The sequence below is a fragment of the Neoroseomonas rubea genome, from assembly GCF_016106015.1.
Taxonomy (GTDB): Bacteria; Pseudomonadota; Alphaproteobacteria; order Acetobacterales; family Acetobacteraceae; genus Neoroseomonas; species Neoroseomonas rubea.
This window is the reverse complement of the sequence record NZ_JACADQ010000068.1, coordinates 1-16,333: the sequence shown is the minus strand read 5'-3', so window position 1 is coordinate 16,333 and position 16,333 is coordinate 1. Positions and strand designations below refer to the sequence as shown.

At 69.5% G+C, this 16,333-nt stretch carries 17 protein-coding genes; 9 read left to right on the top strand and 8 right to left on the bottom strand.

What is annotated here, in order from left to right; translation table 11 throughout:
* The 3 genes from HW577_RS09650 to HW577_RS09640 form a co-directional block, all read right to left on the bottom strand.
* A partial coding sequence (locus tag HW577_RS09650; protein ID WP_198375929.1) for a cyclic nucleotide-binding domain-containing protein occupies positions 1 to 398 on the bottom strand: 398 nt, incomplete at its 3' end.
* A gap of 120 nt (positions 399 to 518) precedes the next feature.
* Positions 519 to 1,616: a phosphatase PAP2 family protein gene (locus HW577_RS09645; RefSeq protein ID WP_198375928.1), complete on the bottom strand. Its 1,098-nt coding sequence runs from the start codon at positions 1,614 to 1,616 to the stop codon at positions 519 to 521.
* Between the two features lie 44 nt (positions 1,617 to 1,660).
* Positions 1,661 to 3,451, bottom strand: coding sequence for an adenylate/guanylate cyclase domain-containing protein (locus HW577_RS09640; RefSeq protein WP_198375927.1), 1,791 nt, complete (start codon positions 3,449 to 3,451; stop codon positions 1,661 to 1,663).
* A 107-nt stretch (positions 3,452 to 3,558) separates the two neighbouring features.
* Between HW577_RS09640 and HW577_RS09635 the strand changes: the two genes are divergently transcribed.
* The 3 genes from HW577_RS09635 to HW577_RS09625 all read left to right on the top strand — a co-directional run bounded on the left by HW577_RS09635 (position 3,559) and on the right by HW577_RS09625 (position 7,197).
* Positions 3,559 to 4,992, top strand: a complete 1,434-nt coding sequence (locus HW577_RS09635) for a S8/S53 family peptidase (RefSeq protein WP_198375926.1) — start codon at positions 3,559 to 3,561, stop codon at positions 4,990 to 4,992.
* A 56-nt stretch (positions 4,993 to 5,048) separates the two neighbouring features.
* Positions 5,049 to 6,122 (top strand): bifunctional DNA-binding transcriptional regulator/O6-methylguanine-DNA methyltransferase Ada, encoded by a 1,074-nt coding sequence (gene ada / locus HW577_RS09630; protein ID WP_198375925.1) that lies wholly within the window; start codon positions 5,049 to 5,051, stop codon positions 6,120 to 6,122.
* Positions 6,123 to 6,213: 91 nt separating this feature from the next.
* Complete coding sequence (locus tag HW577_RS09625) at positions 6,214 to 7,197, top strand: Bug family tripartite tricarboxylate transporter substrate binding protein (protein WP_198375924.1); 984 nt, start codon at positions 6,214 to 6,216, stop codon at positions 7,195 to 7,197.
* Positions 7,198 to 7,218: 21 nt separating this feature from the next.
* Here HW577_RS09625 and HW577_RS09620 read toward each other — a convergent pair whose 3' ends face one another.
* Both HW577_RS09620 and HW577_RS09615 read right to left on the bottom strand, forming a co-directional pair.
* Entirely contained in the window at positions 7,219 to 7,842 is a 624-nt protein-coding gene (locus HW577_RS09620) for a 3-keto-disaccharide hydrolase (protein ID WP_198375923.1), read from the bottom strand.
* An 84-nt stretch (positions 7,843 to 7,926) separates the two neighbouring features.
* Positions 7,927 to 8,496 (bottom strand): transposase, encoded by a 570-nt coding sequence (locus tag HW577_RS09615; RefSeq protein ID WP_198375922.1) that lies wholly within the window; start codon positions 8,494 to 8,496, stop codon positions 7,927 to 7,929.
* Positions 8,497 to 8,614: 118 nt separating this feature from the next.
* Between HW577_RS09615 and HW577_RS09610 the strand changes: the two genes are divergently transcribed.
* Together HW577_RS09610 and HW577_RS09605 are read left to right on the top strand one after the other, a co-directional pair.
* Complete coding sequence (locus HW577_RS09610) at positions 8,615 to 8,752, top strand: FitA-like ribbon-helix-helix domain-containing protein (protein ID WP_198375921.1); 138 nt, start codon at positions 8,615 to 8,617, stop codon at positions 8,750 to 8,752.
* 78 nt (positions 8,753 to 8,830) lie between these two features.
* The gene (locus HW577_RS09605; RefSeq protein WP_198375920.1) at positions 8,831 to 10,777 is read left to right on the top strand and encodes an ATP-dependent nuclease; all 1,947 of its coding nucleotides are present in this window, start codon (positions 8,831 to 8,833) and stop codon (positions 10,775 to 10,777) included.
* Between the two features lie 26 nt (positions 10,778 to 10,803).
* On the opposite strand, the gene pyk is transcribed toward HW577_RS09605, so the two are convergent.
* On the bottom strand, positions 10,804 to 12,447 hold the full coding sequence (pyk, locus tag HW577_RS09600; RefSeq protein ID WP_232474804.1) for a pyruvate kinase: 1,644 nt from the start codon (positions 12,445 to 12,447) through the stop codon (positions 10,804 to 10,806).
* Between the two features lie 67 nt (positions 12,448 to 12,514).
* Positions 12,515 to 13,795: a glycerate kinase type-2 family protein gene (locus HW577_RS09595; RefSeq protein WP_198375919.1), complete on the bottom strand. Its 1,281-nt coding sequence runs from the start codon at positions 13,793 to 13,795 to the stop codon at positions 12,515 to 12,517.
* Between the two features lie 84 nt (positions 13,796 to 13,879).
* Between HW577_RS09595 and HW577_RS09590 the strand changes: the two genes are divergently transcribed.
* The 3 genes from HW577_RS09590 (at position 13,880) to HW577_RS09580 (ending at position 14,922) form a co-directional block, all read left to right on the top strand.
* The gene (locus HW577_RS09590) at positions 13,880 to 14,227 is read left to right on the top strand and encodes a DUF1244 domain-containing protein (protein ID WP_198375918.1); all 348 of its coding nucleotides are present in this window, start codon (positions 13,880 to 13,882) and stop codon (positions 14,225 to 14,227) included.
* Between the two features lie 67 nt (positions 14,228 to 14,294).
* The gene (locus HW577_RS09585) at positions 14,295 to 14,564 is read left to right on the top strand and encodes a DUF2312 domain-containing protein (RefSeq protein ID WP_198375930.1); all 270 of its coding nucleotides are present in this window, start codon (positions 14,295 to 14,297) and stop codon (positions 14,562 to 14,564) included.
* Positions 14,565 to 14,574: 10 nt separating this feature from the next.
* On the top strand, positions 14,575 to 14,922 hold the full coding sequence (locus HW577_RS09580; RefSeq protein ID WP_198375917.1) for a DOPA 4,5-dioxygenase family protein: 348 nt from the start codon (positions 14,575 to 14,577) through the stop codon (positions 14,920 to 14,922).
* A gap of 9 nt (positions 14,923 to 14,931) precedes the next feature.
* Here HW577_RS09580 and HW577_RS09575 read toward each other — a convergent pair whose 3' ends face one another.
* Positions 14,932 to 15,354, bottom strand: a complete 423-nt coding sequence (locus tag HW577_RS09575) for a hypothetical protein (RefSeq protein ID WP_198375916.1) — start codon at positions 15,352 to 15,354, stop codon at positions 14,932 to 14,934.
* Between the two features lie 30 nt (positions 15,355 to 15,384).
* On the opposite strand from HW577_RS09575, the gene HW577_RS09570 reads away from it, so the two are divergent.
* Positions 15,385 to 16,071: a helix-turn-helix domain-containing protein gene (locus HW577_RS09570; RefSeq protein ID WP_232474803.1), complete on the top strand. Its 687-nt coding sequence runs from the start codon at positions 15,385 to 15,387 to the stop codon at positions 16,069 to 16,071.
* Positions 16,072 to 16,333 lie beyond the last annotated feature (262 nt).

Sequence of the window (16,333 nt, the reverse complement as noted above, 5' to 3'; positions counted from 1 at the left end):
CAGGCGGCGTCCATGAAGGACGCGGCCGGCACCGCGCAGAGCCGCGCGCGCGTCAGCGCCGTCGCCCCCGCCGTGCGCGGCGCGCCGTCGATCGCCGCGATTTCCCCGAACAGGCCGCCGGCCGGGATGTCGGTCAGGATCAGTTCGCGCCCCGCGGGCGTGCGCACCTGGATGCGCACGGTTCCCTCCAGCACGAACCAGACCTCGCCTGTCGCGTCGTCGAGGTCGAGGATGAGCCCGCCGGGGCCGTAGCTGCGCCAGGTCGCGGCCTCCGCCGCGCGGGCGAGCGCCGCTTCCCCCGCCTCCCGCAGGATGGGCAGGCGGCGCAGCCGGTCGAGGCGGGAGATCTCCCTCTCTGGCGCGGCCCGGTCGGCCGCGCGTGCCTGGTCCGCGGTCATCCTCGGTGCCTCCGGCGCCGTGGGGCGATCCTGCGCCGACGCGCCGCAAGGTTCAATCGTCGCGCCGAAGGCGCGCTCGTCGTTCGTCGCGCCGGCGGCGCGCGGTTCCATGCGCGGGCGTCAGCCGCGCCACTCCGCGCGCGCGCGGGCGAGCCAGCCCGTCGCGTGGCCGGCGAGAAGCGGCACCTTGTCGATCACCTCATCCGCCGCCGTGTCCGCCGGCAGCGGGCCGCCGGCGATGCGCGGGCAGGCCAGCAGCAGCGGGAAGGCGGCCTCGGCCACGCGGCGGCCAGCGACCGTGTCGCTCGGGTAGTGCACGCCGAGCACCTCCCGCAGCTTCGCGATGCGCTCGGCCAGTCGCCAATAGGGGCTTTCCTTGTCGTCGAGGTCGCTGCCGACCGTCGGCGGCACGACCGCCTCCAGGCAGCGCGCGATCAGGAAGGATTGGATGGAATGGCCGCTCGGATAGGCGGAATGCGCCGGCGGGTCGATCGGCGAGAGAATGCTCGGGTCGAGCCGCATCGGGCGCGGCCGGTTGAACACGCCCTTGTAGTGCATGCAGAGGAACTGCCCGACGCGCAGCGCCGCGGCGCACAGGTAGTAGGTGTGCGGATGCGTCGCGACGGAGAAGTGCAGCAGGCCGCGGAAATAGCCGATGATGCCGTTGCGCTGGGCGAGCGCCTCGCCCATCACGCCGCCGCGGAACTGGGCGAGCTGGCGCAGCTCGGCGAGTTCGGCCTTGAGCCCGCCCTGGTCGGCGATGTCCTTCAGCATGTCGTCGTTCTGGGCCGTCGCCGCGGCGGGCTGGGCGGCCTTCCGCATCAGGCTGTTCCAGGTGACGTTCGCCTGGCCATTCTTCAGCTGCACCTGCACGAACTCGCCGAGGATCAGCAGCGAGGCGTTGGAGGGCGAGAAATCCGACAGCCGCGGTGCGATCGCGGGCGGCGCGATCGGCCAGTCATCCGCGTTCTGGGGCTTCTCCGGCGGCCAGTCCACCTCCTTGAAGTTCGGCGGCCAGCGGTGGCTGCGATACTCCTTTTCCGTCTGGCCGTTATCCTTCACGCGCCGCGCGAATTCGGGCGCGAGGCCGATCGGCCGGTACACGCCGCCGCCGCCCCGCCCCCCGAGCAGGTCGAGCCCTTCCACCCCGTCGACGCCGTCCACCCCGTCGACGCCATCCACGCCATCCATCGGACCGATCGCCGGACCCTGGGCCATGGGCCGTGTCTCCTTCTTGCCGGGCCGCGCATGGCGCGGCGCTGTCAGTCGGGGATGCCGGCCAGGCGCAGATGGGCAAGGAAGCCTTCGCGCAGCGCCGGCGCCCGGAACGGTATCCGCTGGCGCGCATACGCGTCGAGCGAGAAGGAGGGGCGCAGCGCCATGAATCGCGCGGCCACCACGCGCGCTTCCTCCGCCCGCCCGCAGGCGGCCAGCGCGGCGGCGAGCACCTGCAGCGTCGCCCCGTGCAGCGGGTTCTCCGCCGCGGAGCGCCGGATCCAGCGCACCGCCTCCTCATGCGAGCCGCGCGCGTAATGCGCGATGGCGAGGAACATGTACTGCGCGTAGCGCATCGGATCGCGCGGCGACAGCCGCAGCCCCTGTTCCGCATGCCGCACCGCCGCCGCGCCGCGGCCAAGGTAGCTCAGCGTGGCGGAGGACAGCGTCCAGGCCAGCGCATGGTTCGGGCAGGCGGCGAGCGCTTCCTCGAAATACCCCCAGGCCGTCTCGCTGTCGCGCAGCAGGATCGAGGTGAGGTGGCCGAGCGTGGAAAGCGCCAGCGCATTGGCCGGGTCGAGCGCATGGGCCTGGCGCGCGAGGTCGAGCGCCCGCGCCCCGTCCTCCTCCGCATCGGGGGACCAGCCGCGGCCGATGCGCACGCTGTGCCAGCGCCCGGCCCAGGCGAAGGGCAGGGCGAAGCCCGGTTCCTCCGCCATCGCCGCGGCGAGGTGAGCGCGCGCCGTCTCGAAGGTGTCGCGGTCGGCGCTCGACATGACATGCAGCGCGCGCAGCATCCGCTCATACGCCGTCTGGCTCTCCGGCCGCTTGCGCATGGCGCGCTGCAGTTCCGCCGTGCGCACCTGCGGCGCGAGGCCGGCGACGACCTGGCGCACCACCTCCTCCTGCATCTCGAACAGCCCGCCCGCGGGCACGCGCATCCGCTCCGCCCACAACGTCGCGCCGCTGCGCGCGTCGCACAGCTGCAGGGAGACCGAGATGCCATCCCCCGCCCGGCCGATCCGCCCAAGCAGCGCGTAGCCGACGCCGAGCGCGCGCCCCGCTTCCCGCGGGTCCGGCAGCCGGCCGCGGAACAGGGCGGAGGAGGCGGTGGAGACGACGAACAGCTCATGCAGCCCGGCGAGCGAGAGCGCGATGTCCTCGGCCATCCCCTCCCCGAAATATGCCTGGTCGGGGTCGCTGCCCTGGTCGAGGAAGGGCAGCACCGCGACGGAGGGAAGTCCGCCGAAGGGCTGGAGCGGCGCGCTGAAGGCGACGGCATCGGTCTCGATGGCGAAGAGCCGCGCGCGCCGCTCGAAGCCCTTCAGTTCGACGAGGCCGAGGTCGCGCCATTCCTCCCCCGCCGCGTCGCCAAGCGCGGCGCGCGCGTGGTCCGAGACCACGATGCCGCCGGGCGTGGCATGGGATTGCAGCCGCGCGGCGACGTTGACGGCATCGCCGAAGATGCGCGCGCCGGTGTCGAACACCTCCCCTTCATGCAGGCCGATGCGCAGCGCGATGGGCACCGCGTCCCGCGCGGCCGGGTCGTCGAGTGCGGCGCGGGCACCACGCTGGACCGCCCGCGCCCAGGCGAGGGCGGGGGCGACCGCGGGGAATTCCACCAGCACGCCATCGCCGGCGAGGTCAACGATCCGCCCGCCCTGGCGCGCCGTCTCGGGTTCGATCAGGCCACGCAGCAGGGCCATCCAGCGGGCGTAGGTCGCGGCCTCGTCGGCGGCCATCAGCGTCGAGTAGCCGACCACGTCGGCGAAGACGATCGCCGCGCGCCGCCTTCCGGCGGCGGCGGGGCTGCTGGGCTGGTCGACGACAACGCTCATCCGCGAACGGGTTCCTCGCGCGCCGGCCGGTCGGGCCCGGCCGCACGTCATGATGGCCGCGCGGCCGCCCCGACGGCTAGAGTTGTCGCAGCGACGGAGGATGGGACATGAGCGACCAGGACGGTCCGCGCCTCGTGCTGCTGATGGAGAACACGCCGGACCTGCGCCGCGCCTACGAGGCCTGGAGCTTGGAAGCGGTGGCCGACGTGCTGAAGGGCATGCTTGCCGATGGGCTGGAGCGCGCGGGCCTGCAAGGCCAGCGGCGGCTCGCCAGCGAGTTCGAGGTCGTCGCCCTGCCCTCCAACGTGACGCCGCCGGAGGATGGCGACGTCGATGTCGAGGCATGGACACAAGATGTCGTGATCGGCCTGCGCATGACCGGCGGGGAACGCTCGGCGGAGGAACTCGTCGCCAGCGTACCGCTCGCCTTTGGAGACGAGGCCTCGATCGGTGCTGACCTGCCCGTCGCGGCCAATGCCGCCGATGGCCTCTGGACCCATTGGTGCCCGACCGAGGCCACCGATCCGCTGTTCGGCGACCGGGCCGGCGCGCTGCGCGCGATGAAGGCGTCCGCCGACGACCTGGCCGGCCTGCCCCTGCCGGGCGGGGAGGCGGTGACGATCGCGATGGTCGACACCGGCCTGCCGGAGGAGATGCTGCCGCCCAAGGGCCAGTTGCGCGGCTGGAAGGTGCTGGTCGATCCGAGCGACCTGAACAGCCTCATCCGCCATCCGGGCGAGCCGCTGACGCCGCATGGCGCGATGGTCGCGCGCAACGTCCGGGCGCTGGCGCCGGCGAACCGCGTGCGGCTGCTCGACTGCCCCGTCATCCCCGATGGCATCATCGACCTGCCGGTGTTCCTCCATTCGGTGCTCGAGGCGCTGCGGGGCATTCGCGTCACGCTGCGGCGCCAGCGCCGGCGGGAGGAGCAGGCGCAGCGCCCGCGTGCCGGCTTCGTGCTCTGCAACGCGTGGGGCGTGTTCGACCCGACGGAGGAGTTCCCCGGCGCGCCTTATTCCAGCGACCCGACGCATCCTGTCTCCCGGACGCTGGCGCGCATCGCGGCGCTGGATGCCGACATCGTCTTCGCCGCGGGCAATTGCGGGCCCTTCTGCCCGGCGCCGCGCTGCCATCCGGACTTCACCGGCCCGGGGGCAGGCATCAACGGCGCCAACGCGCTGCCCTTCGTGCTTGCGGTGGGCGCGGTGCGCAGCGACGGGACCTGGCTCGGCTATTCCGGGCATGGACCTGGCATCGAGGGCATGGCGCAGGAGAAGCCGGACCTGTGCACACCGAGCCAGTTCGACGACGGGGATGGCTGGGGCGGCAATACGGGCACCTCCGCCGCGACGGGGCTCGCGGCCGGGGCGGTGGCACTGCTGCGCACGCGCTGGACGGCGACCGACCTGACCCCGGCGGCGCTGCACGCGGCGCTGCGCGCCCAGGCGAAGCAGCCGGACGGGACGGATGGCTGGGCGCCGCGCACCGGGCATGGGGTGATGGATGTGGCGGGGACGGCGGGGGCATTGGCGCCGCCCTGACGCGCCGGCGCAACGCGCGGATGGCGCGCGCGCCCGGCGCGGTGCGACAAAGCGCCATGCCCGACGCCATGCCCATGCCCGATCCTGACGAGGCCCGCTTCGCCGCCGTGCTCGCGCGCGACCCCGCGCCGGACTGCGGGCCGTTCCTCTATGCCGTCACGACGCAGGGCGTGTACTGCAAGCCCGGCTGCCCATCGCGCGCCCCGCTGAGGCGCAACACGCGCTTCTTCTGCGATGTCGCCTCGGCCGAGGCCGCGGGCTTCCGGGCCTGCAAGCGCTGCGACCCGAAGGGCGACCGCGCGGCCATCCACGCCGCGGCCATCCGCGCCGCCTGCGCGATGATCGAGGCGAGCGAGACCATCCCATCCCTCGCAGCCCTCGCGGAGCGGGCGGGCTATGCGCGCCACCACTTCCTCCGCCTGTTCCGCGACGTCACCGGGGTCACGCCGCGCTCCTATGCCGAGAGCGTGCGGGCGCGGCGGCTGTCGGCCGCGCTCGCCTCGGGCGCGCGCGTGGCCGATGCGGTGGCCGAAGCGGGCTATGGCAGCGAGAGCCGCGTCTACGAAGCACCAGGCCAGGTGCTCGGCATGACGCCGGGGGCCGCGCGCCGCGGCGGGGCGGGGGAGGTGATCCGCGTCGCCACCGCCGCCACCGCGCTGGGGCCGCTGATGCTCGGCGCGACGGAGAAGGGCGTCTGCTTCCTGGGCTTCGGCGAGGATGAACCCGCCCTGCGCGGCGACGTGATGGCCCGCTTCCCCAAGGCGCGCATCGAAGACGCGCCGGAAGCCCTGGCCCATCTGCTCCGCCGCGTCGTCGCCTTCGTCGAGGAACCTCGCGCCGCGCTCGACCTGCCGCTCGACCTCCGGGGCACGGCGTTCCAGACCCGGGTGTGGGAGGCGCTGCGCCGCATCCCCGTGGGGGAGACGCGCAGCTATGCCGGCCTCGCTGCCGAGATGGGCATGCCGCGGGCGACGCGCGCCGTCGCGCGGGCCTGCGCCCAGAACAAGGTGTCGCTTGCCGTGCCGTGCCATCGGGTGGTGGGCAAGGACGGCGACCTGACCGGCTATCGCTGGGGCGTGCCCCGCAAGCGCGCGCTGCTGGAAGGCGAGGCGAAGGCGCGCGGCCGCTGAACGGGGGGCATGGCGCGGCGCGAGGTTCCTCCCCAATATCCCACCCGTCGCGACGGGGCCGGGATGAGCCTCTCGCCAGGGAGGATGAACCATGATCGACCGCCGCCGCGTGCTGCTTGCCGCGGGTGCCAGCCTTGCCGTCCCGTCCATCGCCCGTGCCCAGGGCGCGGCGCCGGGCTGGCGGCCCAGCCGGCCCATCCGCGCCATCGTGCCCTTCACCGCGGGCGGGCCGACCGACGTGCTGACGCGCATGATGTCCGACCCGGTGCAGGCCATGCTCGGCCAGCCGCTGGTGGTCGAGAACCGCACCGGCGCGGGCGGGTCCATCGGCGCCGACCTGGTGGCCAAGGCCGCGCCCGACGGCCACACCATCCTGGTCAATGACAGCGCGCATGGCGTGGCCCCCGCGCTGATCGCGCGCCTGCCCTACGACCCGGTGACGGACTTCGCGGGCATCGGCGTGCTGGTCTTCGCGCCGCTGATCCTTTCCGTGAATGCCCGCGTGCCGGCCAACAACCTCGCTGAACTGCTGGCGCTGATGCGCGCCCAGCCGGGGCGGCTGAACATGGCGACCACGGGGGTGGGCGGGCCCGTTCACATCGCCGCCGAGATCCTGCGCACCACCGCGGGGGTGCAGATGGAGATGGTGCACTACCGCGGCGGCGCGCCGGCCGCGCTCGCGGTGGTGAGCGGGGAGGCGCAGATGACGATCCTCTCGGCCTCCGCCAGCCTGGAGCACATCCGCGCGGGGACGATGCGGCCGATCGCGCTGACGGTGAACCGCCGCAACGCGCTGCTGCCGCAGGTGCCGACGCCCGAGGAAGCGGGGCTGCCCAACTTCGTCTTCGAGAACTGGCGCGTGGCGGTGGCGCCGGCGGCAACGCCCGAGCCGATCCTCGCCGCGCTGTCCGCCGCCTTCCAGTCGGGGCTGCAGCAGAACCGGGAGAGGCTCGCGGCGCTGGGGGAGGAGCTGCGGCCCGGCTTCGACACGCCGGCGGCGGTGCGCGCCTTCCTGCGGCGGGAGGTGGACCAGTCCGTCGCCGTGCTGCGCGCGGCGGGGGTGCGGCCGGAGTAGCCCGGCCGCGCCGCGGCGGGGTCAGCCCGCGCGGATCTCCACCCGGCGGAAGCGCACCACGCCGCTGTCGTTCACCGCCCCGCCCGGGCCCGGCACGCCGAGCCCGTGCTGCAGCGCGATCCGCCCGGTGGCGAAGCGGGCATCGCGCACCGCATCGACGGTCTTCTGGCCGTTGAGCACCACCGTGAAGGCATCGCCCGCGGCGGTGATCTCGTAGGTGTTCCAGCGCCCGCCGGCGCGCGGCATCGGGTCCACCGCGGCGATGTCCACGATGGCGCCGGTGCCGTAGCGCGGTTCCGGCCGCTCGTCCCAGATGTTGACCTCGTAGGCGGTGGCGGTGCCGACCGTGGTGGGGTTGGTGCAGCGGATGAAGATGCCGCTGTTGGTGTGCGTGTCGACGTAGAACTCGGCGCGCAGCTGGAAGTCGCGGTAGTCGCGCTGGGAGACGAGGAAGCCGTTGCCGCGGTCCGCGACCAGGGCGGCGTCCTCGACCCGCCAGTTGGCGGTGCCGATGCGGTCCCAGCCTTCGAAGTCGCGGCCGTTGAACATGGGCGTCCAGCCCGCGGCCTGGGCGCGCGCGAGCTGGGGCCGGGCGGCGAGCACGCCCGCACCGGCGAGCAGCGAGACGACGGATCGGCGCTTCATCTGGCGGTCCTCCCTTGGTTGGTTCGTTGCACGCGAGCCTACACAGGTGCTGCGGCAGGCTACAACGACCGGGCGGGGCGGCGGTCACGACCAGCCGAGGCGGAGGGCGCGGGGGATGTGGATGACCCCGCTGGCCTGCCGGTGCATGCGCCGCAGGGTGCGCACCAGGTCGCGCCAGAGGTCGTGCTGGCGCGGCGTTTCCGGCGGTGGGGGCAGCCAGACCGTGCGGCGCATCCTTTCGGACAAATCGGGGTCCGGCACCTTCGACGGCGGGCCGTTCAGCGCCTGGAGGAAGCCCAGGCGGCGGATCAGCGCGACGAATTTCAGGCCCCTCAGCCGCACCGCGCGGCGGCAGGCGCGGAAGATCAGCGGCGCGATCTGGTTCAGCGGGTGGTTGGGAGAATTGTCCTTGATCGCTTCGAGCAGCCTTTCCCACAGCCCGGCATGGGTGAGGCGGCGGAAGTAGCGGGAGATGGTGTCGGGCTTGCCGTGGTGGGCGGGCAGGCAGCGCCAGGGATCGGTGGTGCAGGCGAGGTGGAATATGGCGTCCATGCGGGCGCGGAGGTCGCCGATCTGGGGGCCTCGGGGCGAGCGGGGGAGGATGAAGGGGAGGAGGGCGTGGAATTGGAGGGGGGTGAGTGGGGTGGGGGTCATTGCGCTTTAGTATAGGAAAAGAGTCGGTTTCGCAAGGCCTTTCCGTCGTTCGCCTTTAGGGGCGATATCAGGGTGGCGAACTCGATATCATCGCAACCTGCGTGCGGAGGGTGCCAGCATGGCTGGCGTCACCGTTCGCAACCTGTCGGAGGAAGTGCATCGCGCGCTGAATCGGCGCGCGATGCGGCCGGAGGGCCGGGTGCGACTGGGTGTTCTGCTGGTGGAACTCGGCCGGGCGGTCGCGCTGACCCGATAGTATGTCGAGGCGCTCGAGGGTCGCGCCCGGGGCGGGTGGCGGCGCCTATACGGTTGGGGTGATCGAGCGAAATTGCAGATGACGCGACTATCGGGAAGACGCGACCGGCTACAGCACGGTGCCGGCATGGCTGTCGTGTGTCGCGTGTGTCGTCAAGAAGATTGTAGCCAATTGGTGGGTTCGTACACAAAAGAAGAGGGACGTAGGCGCAACATTTTGATTCAACCGGCGATACCAATTGTTCTATACACTCGCCTGCAGTCGGAGCCTGAAGATATCTGCGCTTCCGGCTCTAGATGTCAGGATTGGGGATATGTCATGCGAGTTAAATCTATTGAGACATCAAACTACAGAACGCTCCAAGATATAAAGATAAATTTTTCGAACGGATACAACACTATTTCAGGAAAAAATAATGCAGGAAAGTCGTGTATAATCCGATTGCTGTGCGCATTATTTCATGCAGATGATGATTCTTACTGGGGATTTCCGCAGCACCAACTGACGTATAGGGAGGATAAAACTCAATGGGTCAAAAATAAAGAGCCAATCAAAATAAAATATGAAATTTCAGTAGATCGTGAAGAAGATTCGGCATTTATGTCTTTTGTTGAAAAAATTGGTGACATTTCGATAAATAATAAAGAAGCAACAATTGTACTAGCAATTTCACTGAATGAATCTGATGAGGAATCTCTTAGTGTTGTTGTAGATGGGCGTGAGGTCGCTCCTAACGCTTTCAAAGAAATTCGCAATCGCCTCCGGCAGTCTCGGGCACTTTATCTCCATAATTCGACAAAAAATGAGGCAGATGTATTTTTTCATAGAGGCCGACCGCGGAGTCTTTTTAATTTTTCGATGTCTTCGGTCGAGCAGAAAAAAATTGAAGCTGCTGGAAAGAAACTTGAGGCAGAAGTAAAGCGCCTAGCCAAGGATCACGTAAAAGGTTTGTCAGAAATATTTGGAAGGCTAACCGAAAAATATGATTTTGATCTAACACCTCCCGAGGGTTTTGTATCACGGCGAATGCCGCTAGGAATCAGTCTTAAGGATAAGGCGGTAGATATAGCTCTAGACGATTGGGGAAGCGGCACGCAAAATAAAACGCGTATTCTAATGGCTGCCCTAAAGGCGAGTCGCATTAAGGAGAGTGCGCTGCCGAGTGATCGAATCACACCTCTTCTGATTATCGAGGAACCAGAGAGCTTCCTGCATCCGTCAGCTCAGGCGGAGTTTGGTCGGTTACTTCGTGCTCTTTCGGCGGATTTAGGACTTCAAATTATTGTAACAACGCATAGTCCATACATGCTAAATCAGGACGATCCAGCGGCAAATTTGCTTTTATCCCGAACTATATTTCGTCGTAAGGAATTAGCTACGCGTATAATAGACACCTCTGGTGACGAGTGGATGGTTCCATTCTCGGAGCATCTTGGCATTGGATCGAAAGAATTTAATGAACTTCGTCCATTATTTTCATCTGAAAGCACTAAAGTTCTATTGGTGGAGGGTCCTATAGACAAAAGATACTTTACTCTGCTAAAAGAAAATAGATATCTCGCTGAGCCACTTGAGAAAGATATTGAAATAGTGCCGTATGGCGGAAAAGATACGCTCAAAAATACAGTGTTAATTCAATTTGTATTACAGAAATTTGATCGAGTATTTATAACATATGATCTGGACGCCGATGCCGAGATCAAGCCTGCTATACAGCGCGCCGGTCTTCGGCCAGAAGCTGACTCCTTGGCGCTTGGGTTGAGCCAGCCTGGCAAAGATTGTATTGAGGGTCTGCTTCCAGCGCAAGTGCTCCGTGAAGTAAGCGGAAGAGAGACTGATTTTGTTATGGCGTTGGGGAGTCAAAATAGTACAGATCGTCGTAAGGCGAAGGAAAAACTCAAGGAACTCTTTCTATTGGAGTTCGAAAAAACGGCAGCTTTCTCAGCTACTGACATCCGTGAGCTTGCGCGAATTGTGAAGTTTATCAATGCATACTTCACTTCTGCGAAGAAGATTTCGAGATAAGGGGGCGGGTGCTCTCTTGGCGTTGATCACTTCACCGCCGCCACCCGCAACGCATTCGTCGTCCCCGGCGTCCCGAACGGAACCCCCGCCGTCACCACCACCTCATCCCCATGCGTCGCGAACCCCTCGTGCTGGGCCGCGCGGACCGCGCGGGCGACCATCTCGGTCATGGAGTGGATCTCGTTCACCTCCAGCGGGTGCACGCCCCACACCACCGCCATGCGCCGTGCCGTGGCACCGGAGGATGTCAGGCCCAGGATCGGGCAGGCCGGCCGTTCGCGCGCGACGCGCAGCGTGGTGGACCCGGTGGAGGAGAAGGTCGCGATCACCTCCGCGTCGATCGTCTCGGCCACCTGGCGCGCGGCGGTGGCGATCGCACCCGCGCTCGTGCGTTCCGGCGCGGGGCGGGATGAATCGGTCAGGCGCCGCCAGTCGGGGTCCTGTTCCACGCGGGCGACGATGCGGTCCATCATGTTGACCGCCTCATAGGGGTATTGCCCGGCCGCGGTCTCGGCCGAGAGCATCACCGCATCCGCCCCGTCGAACACCGCGGTGCCGACGTCGGAGACTTCGGCGCGCGTCGGGCTGGGGGCGGTGATCATGGATTCCAGCATCTGGGTGGCGACGACGACCGGTTTGCCGAGCGCGCGGGCGGCGCGGACGATGCGCTTCTGCGCCAGCGGCACTTCCTCGGGCGGGAGTTCCACGCCGAGGTCCCCGCGCGCGACCATGACGCAGTCGGTCAAGGCGAGGATGTCGTCGAGGTTGTCCAGCGCCTGGGGCTTTTCCAGCTTCACCATCACCCAGGCGCGGCCGGCGGCGATGGCCTTCGTCTCGGCCACGTCCTCCGCCCGCTGCACGAAGGACAGGCCGATGTATTCGATCCCCAAGGGCAGGACGAAGTCGAGGTCGGCGCGGTCCTTCTCGGTCAGGGCCGGAATGGGCAGGACCACGTCGGGCACGTTCACGCCCTTGCGGTCGGACAGCGCGCCGCCGACCACGACCTCGGTTTCCAGGTGGTCGGGCCTGGTGCGGGTGACGCGCAGGCGCAGCTTGCCGTCGTCCAGCAGCAGGGAGGTGCCGATCTGCGCCGCGGCGATGATTTCCTTGTGGGGGAGGTTCACGCGGCGGACGTCGCCCGGGGTGGGGTTGAGGTCGAGCCGGAAGGGCTGGCCGGCCTGCAGCTGCACGCGCCCGGCCTGGAACTTGCCGACGCGCAGCTTCGGCCCCTGCACGTCGACCAGGATGCCGATGGGGCGGCCGACCTTGCGCTCGATGTCGCGGATCATGGCGATGCGCGCGGCGTGGTCCTCGTGGCTGCCGTGGGAGAAGTTGAGCCGGAACACGTCCGCGCCGGCGCGGTAGAGCTTCTCGATGACCTCCGGGGTGGAGGAGGCCGGGCCGAGGGTGGCGATGACCTTGGTGCGCCGGCGGCGGCGGAAGGCCGGGCGGGCGGATTGGCGCGGGGTGGGCTCGGGGCGTGGGGGCTCGGTCAGGTCGGGCCTCAGTTGGGTGGGGGGCATGCCGAGGATGCGGGCGACGTCGAGCACCCTTTCATCCGGCACGCGCTTCCATTGGGAGACGGCGGCGGTGGAGATGCCGAGCTCGGTCGCGATCTTCGTGATGGCGCCGCGGCGGGCAAAGATGTCTTCGAGCATGGGGTCGCGCATGGCGGAACCTTATCACGGATAAGGTCCACCTGCCGATGACAAAGTGATTACTTAAGTTTCGTAAGCGTCACCCGACCAGGATGGCGCGGAAGTCGTTGACGTTGGTCAGGGTCGGGCCGGTCTCGACCAGGTCGCCCAAGGTGGCGAAGACGGCGTGGCTGTCGTGCGCGGCGAGGCAGGCGCGCGGGTCGAGCCCGGCGGCCCGGGCGCGGGCCAGGGTGTCCGGGGTGGCGATGGCGCCGGCGTTGCTCTCCGAGCCGTCGATGCCGTCCGTGTCGCCCATCAACGCCCAGATGCCGCGCGTGCCGGACAGCGCGAGGGCGCAGCCGAGCAGGCATTCGCCGTTGCGCCCGCCGCGGCCGGGCGGCGTGGCGCGGATCGTCACGGTGGTCTCCCCGCCCGAGAGCAGCACGCAGGGGGCGGGCAGGGGGTGGCCGTGGGTGCGGGCGGACAGGGCTATGCCGGCGAGCACCGTGCCGACCTCCCGCGCTTCCCCTTCCAGCGCGTCGCCGAGGATGAGCGGGGCGAGGCCGAGCGCGCGCGCGGCCTCGGCCGCGGCTTCAAGTGCCATGCGGGGGGTGGCGATGAAGCGGTAGTCGGGCGTGGGCAGGCGCGGGTCGCCGGGCTTGGGGCTTTCCTCCGCCGCGCGGGACAGGTGCGCGGTGACGGGTCCGGGCAGCGCCATGCGGTAATGCGCAACGAGGGCCTGCGCCTGCGCGAAGGTGGACGGGTCCGGCACGGTGGGGCCGGAGGCGATGACGGTCGGGTCATCCCCCGGCACGTCGGAGATGGCGAGCGTCACGACGCGCGCGGGATGCGCCGCCGCCGCCAGCCGCCCGCCCGAGAAGGCGGACAGGTGGCGGCGGATGCAGTTCATCTCGTGGATGGTCGCCCCCGAGGCGAGCAGCGCCCTGTTGACCGCGATGAGGTCGGCGAGCGTCAGCCCCGGCGCCGGCAGCGTGGTGAGCGACGACCCGCCGCCGGAGACGAGGAACAGCACGAGGTCCCCCGCGCCGGCCGAGGAGGCGAGGTCGAGCATCCGCCGCGCCGCCAGCGCGCCTGCTTCGTCGGGGACGGGGTGGGCGGATTCCGCGACCTCGATGCGCGAGGTCGGGTGGCCATGGCCGTAGCGCGTGACGACCAGGCCCGAGAGGTCCACATCCGGCCAGGCGGCTTCGACCGCGGCGGCCATCACCGCGGCCGACTTGCCGGCGCCGAGGACCAGCACGCGCCCGGCGGGCGTGTCGGGCAAGTGGCGCGCGAGGACCGTGCGCGGGTCGGCCGAGGCGATCGCGGCGTCGAACAGGCGGCGGAGCGCGGCGCGCGCCGCCTCGTCGGTGAAGGCCATGCGGATGAATTCCCTCTCCCGCCCAGTATGGCGAAGCGGCCGGCGATGGGCCATCTAGGGCGGGTCACGACGAGGAGACCCGCCATGCCCGCACCACAGCCCGAAGCCGACCTCGCGCTCGGCGCCGCCGCCGGCCTGGACGAGGCCGCGCGCGACCGGATCGAGGCCGCGGCCTTCCGCAAGCTGGTCGAGCACCTGCGCACGCGCACCGATGTGCAGAACATCGACATGATGAATCTCGCCGGCTTCTGCCGGAACTGCCTGTCCCGCTGGTATCAGGAAGCGGCGTCGGATGCGGGCCTCGCGCTCGATACGCCGGCGGCGCGCGAAGTGCTGTACGGCATGCCCTACAAGGAGTGGCAGGCGAAGTTCCAGAAGGAAGCCTCGGCCGAGCAGAAGGCCGCCTTCGCCGCCGCCAATCCCGGCCATTGAGGGGCGTGGATTGATGGCGAGCAAGCCCAGGGCTAAACCCGCCTCCCTTCAGACGGCGGGCAGGACCATGGCGCAGGCGGCGGCGAAGAACGAAGGCACCGAGGTGGGCGGCATCGCCGCCGATCGGCTGCGCTCCATCATCGAGCGCGTGGAGCGGCTGGAGGAGGAGAAGAAGGCGCTCTCCTCCGACATCAAGGACATCATGGCGGAAGCCAAGTCCGCCGGCTTCGACGTGAAGGTGATCCGCCAGATCCTGCGCATCCGCAAGCAGGAGCCCGCGGATGTGGAGGAGCAGGAGACGCTGCTCGACCTCTATCGCCGCGCGCTCGGCATGTGAGGCGCCGCGCATGTTCGCCGCCCCCGATGCGATCCGCGGCTGGCATGCGCATGTCTATTACGACGAGGCGACGCGCGAGGCCGCGGCGCGGCTGCGCGAGGGCATCGCGGCGGCCTTCCCCGATGCGGTGCTCGGCCGCTGGCACGACGTGCCGGTGGGGCCGCACCCGCAGGCCATGTACCAGGTGGCCTTCCCGCCGGCGCTGTTCCCCGACCTGGTGCCCTTCATCGCGCTGAACCGGGAGGGGCTGGCGGTGCTGGTGCATCCCGACACGGGGCGCCAGCGCGCCGACCATGCGCACCACGCGATGTGGATGGGCGCGGTGCTGGAGCTCGACACGGCGCGCCTGCCGGAGTGACGCGCGACGTCAGGCGGCGACGTCAAACCCCGGCGCGGTCGCGAACATCGGCAGGCCGCGGATCGCCGCCGGCGCCGTGCCGGCCATCGCGCTGCGCCGCGGCCGCGCCCTGGCGTGCCGCCCCGCCGCAGTCTCATGGACAACGATCCGGGGCATCCGGTAGCGTCCCGGGACGAGAAAGGCTCGGTACGGCAGCCCATGCGCTTCCTTCGCCGCTTTCCCATCATGCACGCGCGCAGCCTCCGCGCCGCCCGGGAAGATCCGTATCTCTTCCGCACGATCGAGCGCTTCGACGCGGCCGGCGATCCGGCGCGTTTCCACATCACCATGAACTCGGTCCTCCTCGACGGTGTCCGGCTGAGCGCGGTCCAGACGACCGGTCACTGCGTCCGCCCGGTCGATGGCGAGAACGCGACGGTGCTCCTGGCGCATCGCGGCGTGCTGGAGACCGATGACGGACGCATGCCAATCATCCTGCGGGCCGGCGAAGCCGCGCTGCCGCGGCCAGGCGCCCGCACGACGACGATACCGGATCCCTACACCGGCTTCGTGCTGCAGGCGCCGATGGCGCTGCTCGCCGCGCGCGCCGGCCAGAACGGCGAGGATCCCTGGCATCCCGCGCGCGAATGGCCATCCATCCCGTCACAGCGCCTGGTGCGCGCCATCCGCTACATCGTCGACGACCTCGACGATGAGACTTCGGCGCCCCTGCCGCCGCGCGCCATGCAAGGCATGTCGCGGATGCTGACCGACCTGCTGCTCGACGGCTTCAGCGCCCGCATGGAGAGGACGACGCGCCCGCCCTCCGCGGCGGGCCTCGCGCTGGTGCGCCGCGCCGAGGCGATCCTGCGCGACCGCGCGCACACCGCCGTCTCGATCGTGGCGCTGGCGGGCGAACTCGGCGTCAGCACGCGGTCCCTGCAGGCCGGCTTCCAGCGGCACCGGGGCATGACGCCGCGCGACGTCCTCGCCGCCTGCCGCCTGGAGACGGTGCGGGACCGGCTGCTGAAGGCCAGGCCGGGGGAGACGGTGACGGTCATCGCGTATGATTGCGGCGTGATGCATGTCGGGCGCTTCGCCGCGGCCTATCGTGCCCGCTACGGCGAAACGCCCTCGGCCACGCTGGCCCGGGCATCGCCTCCGACCTGATCCGCGCTGCCGGATCGCTGCGCATTCCGGATCATCACGGCTTCGCCCCACGGATCGCGACGGCGCATGGCCGCTGCCACCATGCCCCTGTCCAGGATGGAGAGGGATATTCCGTATGCGGTTCCATGGTTTGTTCGCTGCGCCTGCCGTGATGCTCCTGCTCGGCCTGTCGGCCTGCGGCGGGTCCGCCCCGCCGGCGGCGACGCCCACCCCCGCCCCGGTCGTGGCGGCGCCGGTGGCCGCGCCGCAGACCGCCGACCTG

Coding starts and splice junctions, on each gene's coding strand:
- HW577_RS09645 (WP_198375928.1), bottom strand. CDS start 1,616: ATGGCCCAGGGTCCGGCGATCGGTCCGATGGATGGCGTGGATGGCGTC.
- HW577_RS09640 (WP_198375927.1), bottom strand. CDS start 3,451: ATGAGCGTTGTCGTCGACCAGCCCAGCAGCCCCGCCGCCGCCGGAAGG.
- HW577_RS09635 (WP_198375926.1), top strand. CDS start 3,559: ATGAGCGACCAGGACGGTCCGCGCCTCGTGCTGCTGATGGAGAACACG.
- ada (WP_198375925.1), top strand. CDS start 5,049: ATGCCCGACGCCATGCCCATGCCCGATCCTGACGAGGCCCGCTTCGCC.
- HW577_RS09625 (WP_198375924.1), top strand. CDS start 6,214: ATGATCGACCGCCGCCGCGTGCTGCTTGCCGCGGGTGCCAGCCTTGCC.
- HW577_RS09620 (WP_198375923.1), bottom strand. CDS start 7,842: ATGAAGCGCCGATCCGTCGTCTCGCTGCTCGCCGGTGCGGGCGTGCTC.
- HW577_RS09615 (WP_198375922.1), bottom strand. CDS start 8,496: ATGACCCCCACCCCACTCACCCCCCTCCAATTCCACGCCCTCCTCCCC.
- HW577_RS09610 (WP_198375921.1), top strand. CDS start 8,615: ATGGCTGGCGTCACCGTTCGCAACCTGTCGGAGGAAGTGCATCGCGCG.
- HW577_RS09605 (WP_198375920.1), top strand. CDS start 8,831: ATGACGCGACTATCGGGAAGACGCGACCGGCTACAGCACGGTGCCGGC.
- pyk (WP_232474804.1), bottom strand. CDS start 12,447: ATGCGCGACCCCATGCTCGAAGACATCTTTGCCCGCCGCGGCGCCATC.
- HW577_RS09595 (WP_198375919.1), bottom strand. CDS start 13,795: ATGGCCTTCACCGACGAGGCGGCGCGCGCCGCGCTCCGCCGCCTGTTC.
- HW577_RS09590 (WP_198375918.1), top strand. CDS start 13,880: ATGCCCGCACCACAGCCCGAAGCCGACCTCGCGCTCGGCGCCGCCGCC.
- HW577_RS09585 (WP_198375930.1), top strand. CDS start 14,295: ATGGCGCAGGCGGCGGCGAAGAACGAAGGCACCGAGGTGGGCGGCATC.
- HW577_RS09580 (WP_198375917.1), top strand. CDS start 14,575: ATGTTCGCCGCCCCCGATGCGATCCGCGGCTGGCATGCGCATGTCTAT.
- HW577_RS09575 (WP_198375916.1), bottom strand. CDS start 15,354: ATGCGCCAGGAGCACCGTCGCGTTCTCGCCATCGACCGGGCGGACGCA.
- HW577_RS09570 (WP_232474803.1), top strand. CDS start 15,385: ATGCCAATCATCCTGCGGGCCGGCGAAGCCGCGCTGCCGCGGCCAGGC.